The following is a 13,263-nucleotide window of genomic DNA, read 5'->3' on the forward strand; positions in this document are numbered from 1 at the left end:
AGCTTGAATGAGACCCGGAGTGGGAGGATATTTTTAGGTCTGATTGGCTCAGAAAAAGCCATTCCATACATCAGCGCCAAGCTGGGCATCCTGCCAGCCTGAAACCTGAAAACCACCAGAAGCTAAGGAAAAGCTTGGTGGGTGCACAAGGACTCGAACCTTGGACCCGCTGATTAAGAGTCAGCTGCTCTACCAACTGAGCTATGCACCCCAACAGCCCATTGGACTGAAGTGGAGGCTTTTTACCACCCCTTTTTCCCAAGCACAAGCCTGAAAATTCAGGATTTTAACAAAGCCAGAACTGTGTCCAACTGATCGAGGCTTTTATAGTGGATTTCCAAAGAACCACCTTTGCGCCCATCAAAATTAACCGCAACCTTTAGCCCCAACCGGCCAGCGAGATCACGCTCAAGCGCTGCGATTTCCGGGTTTTGAGGTTTTTTCTCTTTTACCGCCGGTTTACCATTCTGCTGTTCCAGTGCTTTTTGCACCAGAGTTTCCGTCTGCCGAACAGATAGACCTTTGGCAATAACTTCAGCCGCAGCCGCTATGGGGTTAGGGTGCGGCAGTAACGCCCTGGCATGCCCTGCGGAGAGTGTTCCTTTTTTAAGCTCTGCCCGCACGGCATCTGGCAGCTTGAGCAAGCGTAGCGTGTTAGCAACATGCGGCCGGGACTTGCCAATGGCTTTGGCCAGATCTTCCTGCGTTAGACTATAATCATCCATCAGGCGGTTAAAGCCTTCCGCCTCTTCCACCGGATTAAGGTCCGAACGCTGAAGATTTTCAACCAGAGCGGCGGCCATGGCATCGGCTTCGCTCAGGTCACGCACATGCACCGGCACCTCGTGGCACTGGGCAAGTTGTGCTGCCCGCCACCGCCGCTCGCCTGCAATAATCTGGTATTGGCCTTTTTTGTTCGGATCGGGGCGTACCAAAATGGGTTGCAATATGCCACGAGCGCGAATGGAATCCGCCAGTTCCTCCAGTGCCGCTGGTTCCATATCCTGCCGTGGCTGAAACGGCCCGGCCACAAGTGCTTCCACCGGAAGAATGCTCACCGCTCCACCCTTTTGTTCAGAACCAGTCCCTTTGCCACTGGTGGAGGCTCCTGCGGCCTCCCCTAGCAATGCGGCAAGTCCACGCCCCAGTTTAGGGCGAGGCACAGATTTGCTCCGTGGGGGCGCGCTCATGCCGTTCTCCTCATAATTTCGGCGGCAAGCGCCTGATAAGCTGTTGCCCCGGTTGCGCGTGGGTCGTAGGTCATGACCGGCAGGCCGTGGCTTTGTGCCTCGGAAATACGAATATTTCTGGGAATAATGGTCTCAAGCACATCATCGCCAAAAAAGCTGCGTGCATCGGCTGCAACCAGTTCGGACAAATTATTGCGTTTGTCGTACATGGTTAGCACTATGCCCGCGACCTTGAGGCCGGGATTGAGGTTTTTGGTCACATGACCAATCGTTTTAACCAAATGCCCTAGCCCTTCGAGCGCAAAAAATTCGCACTGCAATGGGGCCAGCACACCATGGGCAGCCACAAGCGCATTCAGGGTTAGCAGGCCAAGGCTGGGGGGGCAGTCGATAATAATATAGTCAGCCTGCTGTGCCAGTGGGGCTAGCGCCTCGCGCAGTCTGTATTCACGGCCTTCAGTTTCAACCAGTTCGATCTCGGCCCCGACCAGTTCCGTATTGGCTGCTATGACCGACAGGTTTTCAATCTCGGTCGGTTGAAGAATATCCTGTGCTGATTTTTCATGCATAAGCAGAGCATAAGCCCCACCTTTTCTGGCATCGTAGCTGACACCAACGCCTGTAGAGGCATTGCCCTGCGGGTCCAGATCCAGAAGTACAACACGGGCGCCATCGGCTGCCAGAGCTGCGGCCAGATTGATGGCCGTGGTTGTTTTGCCCACCCCACCTTTCTGGTTTGCTACTGCCAAAATGCAGCAGTCTTTTCTGTTCTTGTTAGCCTTCTGCACGATTAAAATTACTCACTTCCAGAATAACACCATCGGGGCTTGTCTTGCTTGGCCATGACCGGACATCAAACGTCCATGTCTTTGCCGCGTCTTCAATTTCCTGCTCAGCCTGACGTCCCTTTAGAAACAGGCCAACACCATTAGGCGCCAACAGCGGGCGCGCCCATGCAAGCAACTTGTCCAGCGGGGCCAGCGCACGCGCCGTAACCACGGGAGCAGGAACAACATCGGCCTTGTCCAGCCGACACGGCAGAATGGTCAGTGGCGCCCCCGTTACTCTGGCGGCCTCACGCAAAAACGCGGATTTACGCTGATCCGATTCGATCAGCACCCCCGGAATATTAGCCGCAATACCAACCACAATGCCGGGAAAACCACCCCCCGACCCCATATCCACAAATCGCTCGCGCCCTTTTACCAAAGGTACAAGCTGGAGACTATCCAGAATATGCCGCTCCCACAGGTTATCCATATCCTTGGGGGAGACCAGATTGATCCGCTCGTTCCATTTTTGGAGCAAAGCCATATAGGCCTGCAAACGCTCTTCTGTTTCACGTGAAACAGTTATGCACTCAGCCTGCATGGGTGTGCTCCTGACCTTTGCGCAAATACGCCAGAATAGCCATGAGGGCTGATGGCGTAATACCGGGAATACGCTGTGCCGCACTAAAACTTTCTGGCCGGGCCTGCGCCAGCCTTTCCTTCATTTCTGAACTCAGCCCCCCTATGCCCGCAAAATCCATTTGCGCAGGAAAACGGATTTCCGTCTCGGCTTCCAGTTGTTTGATTTCCCTGTTCTGGCGGGTCAGGTAGCCACTGTAGCGCGCCTGCGTGGTAACATACTGCCGCACACGTTCAGGCACACCAAGGAACCATGGAGCAATCTGCTCTACAACAGACAGGTCTGCCCCGTAGCCCAGAACCTCCAGCAAAGTCCTGCGCCTGCCATCCTGTGCGACCTTCATGCCCACGCTGGCAAGCTGCTGCGGTTGCCAGCCTTCGGCTCCGGCGCGCTCGGTTGCTGCGTTAATTTCTGCCAGTTCCTGCTCAAAAACCGCCTTACGCTGCGCCCCCACACACCCCCAGTCCATGCCTAGCTGTGTCAGGCGGATATCGGCATTATCAGCCCGCAAGGTCAGCCTGTATTCCGCACGGGATGTGAACATACGGTAGGGTTCGCTTACACCCTGCGTTGTCAGGTCATCGACCATAACGCCAATATAGGCTTTCCCCCGGTCCAGACTGACGGGGGCTTGCCCACCAGCACAACGCGCGGCATTGACCCCGGCCAGAAGCCCCTGCGCCCCGGCTTCCTCATAGCCTGTTGTTCCGTTGATCTGCCCGGCCAAAAACAGACCGGGGCACTGGCGCAGTTCGAGCGAGGTTGTAAGCTCACGCGGGTCAACATAATCATACTCCACCGCGTAGCCGTATTGTGCGATGACCGCGCGCTCCAGACCGGGGATGGTATGGATCATGGCATCCTGCACATGGGCAGGCAGGCTGGTGGAAATACCATTGGGGTAAACCAGATCTCCCCCTTCATGCTCGGGCAAGGCTTCGGGTTCGAGGAAAATCTGATGACTGGTTTTTTCCGCAAACCGCACGACTTTATCTTCGATCGATGGGCAATAGCGCGGACCACGGCCTGAAATACCCCCCCCATATACGGCGGACAGGTGCAGATGCTCGCGAATAATATCGTGCGTTTTGGGCGTGGTGGCCGTAATGCCGCAGACCATTTGCGGGTTGGTAATAGCCTGCGTCATCCGGCTGAATGGTTCGGGCACAGCGTCCCCTTTATCTTCAGCCAAAGTGCTCCAATCAATACTTTTCCGCTCAAGCCTTGCCGGAGTGCCGGTTTTTAACCGGCCCATACGCAGGTTCATAGCCCGCAGGCGTTGCGCCAGAGCAATAGCGGGTTGCTCGCCTATCCGTCCGGCGGGTTGTGACTTGTGCCCGATATGGATAACGCCATCCAAGAACGTGCCCGTTGTCAGTACAACAGCACCAGCCTGCCACTGCCTGCCATCCTCGCAGACAACACCGCTAACGCGCCCGTCACTCTGGCACAACAGATCGGCGGCGGCACCTTCTACAATATCCAACCCCGGTGTCTGGGCCAGCAGGTCCTGTATGGCCTGCCGGTATAACATACGGTCTGCCTGCGCACGCGGCCCCTGCACTGCTGGCCCTTTGGACCGGTTGAGAAGCTTGAAGTGAATACCCGCACGGTCCGCCGCACGGCCCATTAACCCATCCAGTGCATCTATCTCACGCACCAGATGGCCTTTGCCAATCCCCCCGATAGCAGGGTTGCAGGACATAGCGCCGACCGTCTTTTTATTATGTGTCAGCAGGAGTGTTCTGGCACCACACCGTGCGGCTGCGGCTGCGGCCTCGCACCCCGCATGACCACCCCCAACCACAATCACATCGTAAGACCCCATCATACCCACATGCCCTGCACTACAGTCTTATTTGCCAATACAGAACTGCCCAAAAATGGCATCCAGCAGTTCCTCTACCCCTACGTGTCCGGTTAACCGCCCCAAAGCCCGCATGGCCAACCGCAGTTCCTCGCCCCGCACTTCCGGCCATTCCTGCCGGAGAGCTTCCTCCAGACTGGCGCAGGCATCCTGTACACCAGCACTATGGCGTGCGCGGGTCAGCAACGGCATACCTGTGGATGATGCCGTTAATGCCTGCACCCTGTCTTCCAGAATCTGGCGCAGGGTTTTTAGTCCCTGACCGTTTTTAAGACTGACCGGAATAACGCGAACGCCCTCTACCTCTGCCGGAAGGTCCGCCAAGTCAAGCTTGTTCCCAACCAGCAGAGCGCCGGGGAAGACACTTTGCGGCACATCGGGGGCCGCAAACATTTGTAAAACACAGTCTGCCTGTTTCACGTGAAACAAAGCGCGGCGCACGCCTTCGGCTTCGATCTCATCTTCAGTTTCACGCAGGCCTGCGGTATCGACAAATGTTACCTTAATCCCTGCCAGACTCCCTACAATTTCCAGCGCATCACGCGTTGTGCCTGCAATGGAAGAAACAATGGCGGCATCCCGTTCGGCCAGCCAGTTCAGCAGACTTGACTTGCCCGCATTGGGGGGGCCTGTAATGGCAAAAACCACACCCCGCCGAATACGCTCCCCCCGCTGGCCATCTGCAATATGCTGCTGCATTTCGCTTATAAGCTGGCGAATGCCTGAGCGGATTTCCTCCTCTACCTCGGGAGGCAGATCCTCATCGGGAAAATCTATCAAGGCTTCCTGAAACGCCAGAAGCTTTTTCAACCGCTCTGACCATCCTTCATAAACACGGCTCAATGCGCCATCGGCCTGCGCCAAAGCCTGCCTGCGCTGGCTTTCTGTTTCCGCGGCCACAAGGTCAGCTATGCCCTCGGCCTCCACCAGATCCATCCGGCCATTGGTAAAGGCTCTGCGTGTAAATTCACCAGCTTCCGCCGGGCGTGCGCCCCCCATGACAAGAGCATGGGCAACAGCCTGAATAATGGCTGGCCCTGCATGCAGGTGCAGTTCAAACCCGTCCTCCCCCGTATAGCTTTTGGGGCCGGGAAACCACAGCACAAGGGCTTCGTCCAGCAAGGTATCCTGCACATCTGCCTGCTGCCAAACCCGGCGCAGAACGGCCTTGCGTGGCGGAGGTAATGGACCACAGAGCTTTGCCAGAAGGTCTGCACTGCCTTTGCCGCTCACGCGCATAACGGCAATGGCTGCGCGCTCTACCCCTGTAGACAGAGCAAAAATCGTGTCTTCCCCCTGATACCCCACAGTGCTCTGTTCCTTACTGTTCTGTTCACGATAACAAAGCGTTTTTAGTGTAGTTTTGTCCGCAAACGTAGATATAAAAAATGATAAAAAGCGGACTATATGGGGTATATGCCGCCAGTAAGGCTGCCCCTTACCTGCTTTTGCGCCATTCCACTTGAGTTTTATCCAGAAAGTGCCCGATCAATGCCCCAGCTTTCCCTCCACTCTCCTCTGGGACCGCTTACCTTGTCTGAAGAAGATGGAAAAATCATTTCTCTGGATTGGGGCTGGGGCCGAGACCAGACCGAAACGCCACTCCTGTGCCAAGCCCGAGAATGGCTGGACCAATGGTTTGATGACCCCTCGGCACTCGGGGCATTCCCCTTGCCACTGGAACCTTATGGCACAGCATACCAGAAAAAAGTCTGGGCTTTTTTGCAGACTATTCCAGTTGGTCAAACCATAACATACGGCGAACTGGCGCAAAAAGTAGGGGGAAGCCCCCAATCCGTAGGGCAGGCTGTTGGCCGCAACCCTATTCCCGTATTGATTCCATGCCACCGTGTGCTGGCACGCAATGGTCTGGGTGGGTATTCAGGGGATGGTGGCGTGGACGATAAAATATGGCTGCTGGAGCTTGAAGGCGTGGAACTCTCCACAAAGGCCTGATCACGACCGCTGGTTGCCAAAACCCGGCAGGGCAACGGCAACCAATGGTTATGACCTTACCGCTTATCGCAGTTCTGCGTTAAATTGTTGTAAAAGTAGCCATCCTTGCAATTAAACATTGCGGTGCCATCGCTCCCCTGCATTGTTCGGGGGGGAGATTGGGCCGGACCTGTTGCCGGATACTGCCCATAGTCAGGGCTGGCATAATAGGATGGTGGTGCATAATAGCCCTGCCCTGTTCCCTGTTGGGCCGGTGTTCCCTCTGGCATGGGTGGTGGAGGGGCCTGATCATACTGTGCGGAGGTGCCTCCATAGGTCTCTACGTCAGCCATGCGGCCATAGGCGTATGGCATGGACCACCCCCAGCCCCAACCAGCCCAGTAGGGACTCCAATATGGGTTCCCCCAATACGGGCTCCAGCCACCATATCCGCCATACCCCCCGTAACCACCGTAGTAGTATGGGTAGCCCCAACCGCCGTAATAACCACCCCAGCCGCCGCCCCACCCACCGGGGCCACCACCGTGCCAGCCGCCACCGCCGCCCCAACCACCCCAACCGCCGGGGCCACCGCCATGCCAGCCACCACCTGGACCACCAAAATGGCCACCCCCACCGGGACCACCTCCAAAATGCCCACCACCATGTTGTGCATACGCATGGGTGACAGAAAAATTAGCCCCCGCCAGCAGCACGGCTAACAGGCCCATTTGTATCTTGCTTGTCTGCTTCATTCCAACGTCCCCCACTCTTGCCTGTTGGTTAGCAGACAAGAAAATCATGTCCTAAAAATGGGCATGACCAGGAATGCTTTCCAGCGTGCGCTACCCTCTTTTTTGGTATGTCAGAAAAGCTGGGAGCGCGCGATTTGTCTTGCATATACTGAATACCTGATATACTATTTAAGCAATGGAGAAAGCGGGGTGTCTCCATACACCGTTCCGCTTTTGCCCCCTAACAAACCCAAAATTAGGAGGCCGGAAACATGGCATGGAAAAAAGCAACATTCGTTTCGCTCTGGCTCGCCGCCCTGAGCCTTGCTATCTGCTCCACTTTTATTCTTATGACGTGCGGACTCAAATTTTCGGTTTTTCACGCAGGTCTGGCCGTGCATTGGCAGGATTTTACCGATAATTCCGCCCTGTCGCATTTTTTGTGGCAATCCCTGCCTGAGTCCGAACAATGGTCGGACTATGCGTTCTCGCTCCCCGGTCTGGTAGCCGGAGCTGCTTTTGTTTCCAGCATTGTTCTGGGGTCTTTTGCTGCCTTGCAGTTTGAAGAACTCAACAAAGGTATTCAGGCCGACCGACAGGCAGATATGCGCCGCTGGGAAAACCTTCTGGTCGGGCATGTGCATGATGCGCAGCCCAACCTGTTTGCCGCAAATGCTGTGGTGGATGGGCCTTATCCGCCAATCGCCAAACGAGCCTGACCACCTGAGTGACAAACAAAACCCCCTGATGTGCCACTTTGAGCCATCAGGGGGTTTTTTATGGCCTGAACAGTCTTGTCCAATGCCTTATCTGACAGGCACCCCATGACTGAAAACAGGTATCATACTGCAAAACAGTCTTACTGTTTTTGGCACACAAAAACAGAGCGCCTTTACGGCTATCCCCAACAGGGAAAATTTATTTTTTAGGAAATGCCATGGTCGGAGTGAGAGGATTCGAACCTCCGGCCCCTGCGTCCCGAACACAGTGCTCTACCAGGCTGAGCTACACTCCGTAATGGCTGAATGCGCTATACATCTCTCTTGCTGTATAAGCAAGAGAGGAAATGCATAAACCCCCAGCCTTAAAGGGCGGACATAGGCAGATCGTTAACCTGATCAGACAGGGTGGAGCAGGCCAGAGCAGCCGATACATCTGGCACAACCTGAAACAGAGCCCGCGCCTCGGCAGAAGCAAAACCCTGACTAACCGCTATATCCAGCATGGCGACCATGGCATCGCCCCACCCATCCACATTCACTAACAGAATGGGTTTTTTATGCTGGCCCAGTTGCTTCCATGTCAGAATTTCCATTGTTTCATCAAAAGTGCCAAATCCACCGGGAAGAATCCAAAATGCATCAGCCTGCGCAAACATGATCTGCTTACGCGCATGCATGGAGTCCGTAACAATCAGTTCGGAAACCTGATCATGCATCCGTTCACGGGTTTTCAAAAACTCGGGAATAACCCCGGTAACAGCCCCACCAAATTTGATAACGGCATCCGCCACCACCCCCATAAGCCCATTGGCCCCGCCACCATAAATCAATCTGATATTTTTTTCGGCCAGTGTTTTGCCAGCCAGTTCGGCTGTCTGGCGGTAAACTGGTTTGTCCCCCATCCGGGAGCCACAAAACACTGCAACGGAACGCACAGTTAAGGACATATGACGTCTTCTCCCTGATATTTTATTTTTATAAATTTTAACAATTCAAACAGATGGGCAAAAAATATTCCATGTTTTTGCCGTGTTTTCAGAACCTTTATGCAAGGTTACAAGGATTTACATAAAACGCAAATTCATACCCTGCTCTGACCAGCCACAAACCATGACCTGACACGATAATATATGAAATACCAATCTATTATATTATTTTTCAAAACGGACGGACAACAACCATAATCACAATGATCATCATCAGGACTGTTGGTACTTCATTGGCCAGTCTGTAAAATTTTTCAGAATGCTGATTATTGTCTTGTGCAAACCCCCGGTACCAGCGGCCACAAAACCCCTGAAAACCAAACATCAGCAGCACTGACAACAGTTTTACATGCCACCAGCCAGCGCTCCAGTCGACTGACCCCGGTGTTAAAACCAGCAGAACACCAAAGAGTAGACTGGAACACATGGCTGGCACCATAATAGCCTTGATCAGCCGGCGTTCCATGGTTTTAAACCGCGCACTTTCCGCAGTACCGACCTTGACCTGACAATGGTACACAAACAGCCGCGGCAGATAAAACAGCCCCGCCATCCATGCCATAACAGACATGATATGAAAGGCGACAAACCACCTGACCCACGGAAGCAGCACGTCAAAAACCATTATGATGTGACCTTGACCAGATTGGAAAGAATATGTGGAAAATCAGATAACTTGCTTATTCTTTCAATCCCTTTCCAATCTGGAACGGGTTTTTCGGGTGCGCGGAGCATAACGCAGGCCATGCCCGCATCAACTGCGGCTTTTGCCCCGGGGTCACTATCTTCCAGCACCACGCATTCGCACGGCAGAACACCCTGAGCCTGCGCGGCTTTAAGGTAAACATCGGGGCGGGGTTTGGGCACCCCCATATCCCGCGCGGAGTGAATACGCCCCTCAAAATACGGAAAAAGACGGGTTTTTTCAAACTTTACATCCATTTCCTCGCACGAAGAATTGGATGCAACACGCACGGGAATACCCAGCTTCTGCACCGCATCAAGCATGGCATGCACCCCTTCTATGGGTTCCACACCTTCCTTCATGGCGGCCACAAAACGCTGCTGCATTGTTGGCTCCCATTGGGAACCAAGTTTTTTGCCAGCGTTCTGTTCAATCATGGGCTGGATGGTTGCTAACGACATGCCAGAAAATGTTTGAACGGCCAGAGTGTCTGGCACGTTCCACCCGGCCTCCCGCGCCGCCTGCGCACACAGGCGGCAGCAGGTTTCCTCGCTATCAACCAGCACACCATCGCAGTCAAAAATGACCAGCCTGAGTGGACCGCGAAAAACCTGTGAGAGAGCCGCAGACATCAGGCCGTTTCCCGCACTGTCCGCACAAGGTCCGCCACATGCTCAACAGGTGTTTGCGGCAGAACGCCGTGCCCGAGGTTAAACACGTGGGCGCGCCCACGTCCGGCTTCGCGCACCTGCAGGGCTTCACGCCGCATGGCCTCGCCCCCAGCAAGAACCGCCACAGGGTCCAGATTACCTTGCAGGCCCAATGTTTCTGGCACCATTGTGCGCACGGTTGCCATATCGGCCCCGGTATCCAGTGCAAGAACATCCACACCTGTTTCCCGTGCATATTCCGCAGCCATAACCCCGGCAAGGCGGGGGAAGCCCACTACTTTTACATGCGGGTAACGGGCCTTAATGGTCTGCACAATCTGCCGGCTGGGCTGGATGACGTGACGGCGGAATTCTGATGGCGGCAACAAACCGGCCCATGAATCAAACAGCATAACGGCTTCCGCCCCGGCTTCGATCTGGGCGCAAAGATAGGTGGCTGTTGTTTCCGTCAACAGGGCCATAAGCCTGTCAAACAGAGCAGGTTCGGAAAAAGCCATGTTCCGCGTTACAGAAAACTCGCGTGAACCACGCCCTTCCACCATGTAGCACGCGACCGTAAACGGAGATCCGGTAAAGCCAAGCAGTGTTGTGGCTCCCGGCTTGGCGGCACCAATGCTGTCTGGCCCATCCACTGCCTTACGCAGGCGAGTAAGGGTTTCGAGCACAGGGGCGGTTGCCTCCGCAATGCGGGCCGGGTCCAGTGCATTCAGGTCCTGTTCGGAGCGGATTGCACCCAGCACGGGGCCTGTTCCTTCCACAAACTCCAAGGACTGGCCCATAGCCCACGGCAGGATCAGAATATCCGAGAACAGGATTGCACCATCCATGCCAAAGCGGCGGATAGGCTGCAAGGTCAGTTCCGTTGCAATATCGGGGGTCATGCAACGGGTCAGAAAATCCGCCTGAGCGCGCATTGCGCGGAATTCGGGCAGGAACCGGCCAGCCTGTCTCATCAACCACATCGGCGGGGGCCACAGAGCCTCCCCGTTAAGAGTTCTAAGCAGGCGTTTGGCGGCGGGAATATGTGTTTGCGTTGTCATGAGCAGAAGTCCTGCACGTCTTTGTCCGCGCTGTCCACGTCCCTCTTCCTATAAAAAAAGAAAGAAAAAGATTTGATGTAATATGAGGGTACTGTTGATAACGGGGTACCCGGCATTCCAAAAATGTACCCCATCTTTCCCACAGTGTGTACAGTTTCAAGACCCTTGCAAAATAAAGGGTTTTTAGGGTTATCCAGAAAACATCCAACTACCCCTGTGTACAACTCACCGGTTCATGAGAGTTGCAGGTTGTGCCCGGTACTCGGTACGGCCATGTTCTGAACTCCGTACAATCCACATGTACCCCGGTACTAAGGGAAGTACTCACAGCCTCATTTTTGACCAGTACCTGAAAGAGACTCGCTTCCGTGACCGATTTAGTACTAACGCCGACTCTAATACAGAACAGAGCGGATAAACTGCTTTTGGCCAGTGGTTCTGAAGCCAGACGGCGTATTTTGCAAAATGCCGGACTGGCTTTTGATGTTGAGACTTCATCGATCAATGAGGCCCCTCTCAAGAACGAAGGTCTGCAACATAACTGGTCGGCCGATACCGTGGCCCTCCGCCTTGCGGAAGCAAAAGCACTATCGGTGCAAAAACCGGACAGAATTGTGATTGGCGCAGACCAGATGCTCAGTTGCGAGGGGGAATGGTATGACAAGCCGGAGGGAGTGGACGGCGCACGCCAGCAATTGCTTAAGCTCAGGGGCAAAACCCATATCCTGCATACTGCTGTTGTTCTGTGTTTTAACGGGCAGGTTCTCTGGCGGCATGTTGCCCGGCCCATGCTGACCATGCGTCAGTTCTCCCATGCTTTTGTGGAGCGCTATCTGGCAATGGAGGGGGATGCCTGCCTTGGCTGTGTGGGGTCTTACCGGCTGGAAGGTCCGGGCATACAGTTGTTTGCGACAATAGAAGGTGATGCATTCGCCATTCAGGGTTTGCCGCTGTTACCTCTGGTCGCTGCATTACGGACACTGAAAGTGCTATCAGATTAAAAATTAGGGCTTGTCAGCATTTTAAGTAGGTTGTAAGAGGCTCAACACACACAGCGGAACTGTTGCAAAACAGTTTTGAGCCGTGTGTGACAGAACAGTGGGGCCATAGCTCAGTTGGGAGAGCGCTTGAATGGCATTCAAGAGGTCGGCGGTTCGATTCCGCTTGGCTCCACCAGTTCTTTAAATCCTCAAAATTTCGCAGTTATCCGCTCCCGTGTCTTAATGGTGCGGGTCTTGCTGCGTGTTTTTGCAAGCAGTGCCTTTTTTCAGACATATCGGGGTGCCACTGTTCCTGACAGGCAGGGTGTATGTCGCCTTGCAGATTGGTATTTATGAACGAAGGCTGAATGATGAAAAGAGCATTGCTGGCAACAACTCTGGTTATGGGCCTTGCAGCTTTTTCCGGGGCTGCGGCCCGGGCTGATGAAGCCGCTGCCACTGCTGGAGCACCTCCTCCCCCTCCGCCTGAATGTGGCGGTATGCACCATGGCCCCGGTGGGCCGGGTGGACATATTCTCAGACTGGACGGGGTCAAACTGACTGCTGACCAGAAAAAGAAGATTAAGGCTGTGTTGGATGCCAACCGGCCAGAAGACCCCAAGGCCGATATGGAGCAGGTCCATGCCCTGCAGGAACGGATCCGTACCGTACTGACAACGCCCGGTCCGGTTGATCAGGCCAAGTTGCAGGATCTGGAGCAGCAGATCAGCACGCTGCACACACAGCATGCGTTGCACAAGCTTCAGGTTGAAGCCCAGATTCATGACATTCTGACCAACAAGCAGCTCAAGCAGATTGCGGACCAGCCGGATCATCCGCCCGGTCATCATCCTGAATGTAGCGGCAAAATGCCGCCACCGCCCGAGGCCACCCAGAGTGGCAAGCCAGAGTAACATTGTATCAGGGGCTGCCGGATTACCCGGCAGCCTTTTTTAATGAGATACGCTACCCGATCAGGAGATACCCGGTTTTAGGTGGTGGACAAAAGCAGAGGAGAAGGGGAAAAAAAGACCCATTCTTCC

Annotated in this window: 14 protein-coding genes and 3 tRNA genes; 5 read left to right on the forward strand and 12 right to left on the reverse strand. The window is 54.5% G+C overall.

Annotated features, from left to right (window positions below):
- Positions 1–135: 135 nt before the first annotated feature.
- The 6 genes from AABE20_RS10760 to mnmE form a co-directional block, all read right to left on the reverse strand.
- Positions 136–211: transfer RNA gene (locus AABE20_RS10760), tRNA-Lys, on the reverse strand.
- 67 nt (positions 212–278) lie between these two features.
- Positions 279–1,190: a ParB/RepB/Spo0J family partition protein gene (locus AABE20_RS10765; protein ID WP_338333058.1), complete on the reverse strand. Its 912-nt coding sequence runs from the start codon at positions 1,188–1,190 to the stop codon at positions 279–281.
- Positions 1,187–1,978 carry a ParA family protein gene (locus tag AABE20_RS10770; RefSeq protein WP_338333059.1) on the reverse strand — a complete coding sequence of 264 codons (792 nt, stop codon included), beginning with the start codon at positions 1,976–1,978 and terminating at the stop codon, positions 1,187–1,189. The genes AABE20_RS10765 and AABE20_RS10770 overlap by 4 nt, the downstream gene beginning before the upstream one ends.
- Positions 1,965–2,561 (reverse strand): 16S rRNA (guanine(527)-N(7))-methyltransferase RsmG, encoded by a 597-nt coding sequence (rsmG, locus tag AABE20_RS10775; protein WP_338333060.1) that lies wholly within the window; start codon positions 2,559–2,561, stop codon positions 1,965–1,967. Before rsmG ends, AABE20_RS10770 begins: the two co-directional genes overlap by 14 nt.
- The gene (gene mnmG / locus AABE20_RS10780) at positions 2,551–4,431 is read right to left on the reverse strand and encodes a tRNA uridine-5-carboxymethylaminomethyl(34) synthesis enzyme MnmG (RefSeq protein WP_338333061.1); all 1,881 of its coding nucleotides are present in this window, start codon (positions 4,429–4,431) and stop codon (positions 2,551–2,553) included. The genes rsmG and mnmG overlap by 11 nt, the downstream gene beginning before the upstream one ends.
- 24 nt (positions 4,432–4,455) lie before the next feature.
- Positions 4,456–5,775: a tRNA uridine-5-carboxymethylaminomethyl(34) synthesis GTPase MnmE gene (mnmE, locus tag AABE20_RS10785; protein ID WP_338333062.1), complete on the reverse strand. Its 1,320-nt coding sequence runs from the start codon at positions 5,773–5,775 to the stop codon at positions 4,456–4,458.
- 183 nt (positions 5,776–5,958) lie between these two features.
- Between mnmE and AABE20_RS10790 the strand changes: the two genes are divergently transcribed.
- Entirely contained in the window at positions 5,959–6,423 is a 465-nt protein-coding gene (locus tag AABE20_RS10790) for a methylated-DNA--[protein]-cysteine S-methyltransferase (RefSeq protein WP_338333063.1), read from the forward strand.
- A gap of 56 nt (positions 6,424–6,479) precedes the next feature.
- Here AABE20_RS10790 and AABE20_RS10795 read toward each other — a convergent pair whose 3' ends face one another.
- Positions 6,480–7,157 carry a hypothetical protein gene (locus AABE20_RS10795; protein ID WP_338333064.1) on the reverse strand — a complete coding sequence of 226 codons (678 nt, stop codon included), beginning with the start codon at positions 7,155–7,157 and terminating at the stop codon, positions 6,480–6,482.
- Between the two features lie 251 nt (positions 7,158–7,408).
- Here AABE20_RS10795 and AABE20_RS10800 point away from each other — a divergent pair, with 251 nt between their 5' ends.
- A complete protein-coding gene (locus AABE20_RS10800; protein WP_338333065.1) occupies positions 7,409–7,855 on the forward strand; it encodes a hypothetical protein in 447 nt (148 codons plus the stop codon).
- Between the two features lie 219 nt (positions 7,856–8,074).
- Here AABE20_RS10800 and AABE20_RS10805 read toward each other — a convergent pair.
- From AABE20_RS10805 to hemE, 5 genes are all read right to left on the reverse strand, one after another.
- Positions 8,075–8,151, reverse strand: a tRNA-Pro gene (locus AABE20_RS10805).
- 69 nt (positions 8,152–8,220) lie between these two features.
- The gene (locus tag AABE20_RS10810) at positions 8,221–8,805 is read right to left on the reverse strand and encodes an LOG family protein (RefSeq protein WP_338333066.1); all 585 of its coding nucleotides are present in this window, start codon (positions 8,803–8,805) and stop codon (positions 8,221–8,223) included.
- A 211-nt stretch (positions 8,806–9,016) separates the two neighbouring features.
- Entirely contained in the window at positions 9,017–9,469 is a 453-nt protein-coding gene (gene hemJ, locus AABE20_RS10815; protein WP_338333067.1) for a protoporphyrinogen oxidase HemJ, read from the reverse strand.
- On the reverse strand, positions 9,469–10,161 hold the full coding sequence (locus AABE20_RS10820; RefSeq protein WP_338333068.1) for an HAD family hydrolase: 693 nt from the start codon (positions 10,159–10,161) through the stop codon (positions 9,469–9,471). The genes hemJ and AABE20_RS10820 overlap by 1 nt, the downstream gene beginning before the upstream one ends.
- On the reverse strand, positions 10,161–11,240 hold the full coding sequence (gene hemE, locus AABE20_RS10825; RefSeq protein WP_338333069.1) for a uroporphyrinogen decarboxylase: 1,080 nt from the start codon (positions 11,238–11,240) through the stop codon (positions 10,161–10,163). The genes AABE20_RS10820 and hemE overlap by 1 nt, the downstream gene beginning before the upstream one ends.
- A 368-nt stretch (positions 11,241–11,608) precedes the next feature.
- On the opposite strand from hemE, the gene AABE20_RS10830 reads away from it, so the two are divergent.
- From AABE20_RS10830 to AABE20_RS10840, 3 genes are all read left to right on the forward strand, one after another.
- Entirely contained in the window at positions 11,609–12,241 is a 633-nt protein-coding gene (locus AABE20_RS10830) for a Maf family protein (protein WP_338333070.1), read from the forward strand.
- Between the two features lie 99 nt (positions 12,242–12,340).
- Positions 12,341–12,416, forward strand: a tRNA-Ala gene (locus tag AABE20_RS10835).
- A 172-nt stretch (positions 12,417–12,588) separates the two neighbouring features.
- The gene (locus AABE20_RS10840; protein WP_338333071.1) at positions 12,589–13,134 is read left to right on the forward strand and encodes a Spy/CpxP family protein refolding chaperone; all 546 of its coding nucleotides are present in this window, start codon (positions 12,589–12,591) and stop codon (positions 13,132–13,134) included.
- The last annotated feature ends 129 nt before the right edge of the window (positions 13,135–13,263 follow it).

This window comes from Acetobacter zythi, assembly GCF_963921165.1.
Classification (GTDB): Bacteria; Pseudomonadota; Alphaproteobacteria; order Acetobacterales; family Acetobacteraceae; genus Acetobacter.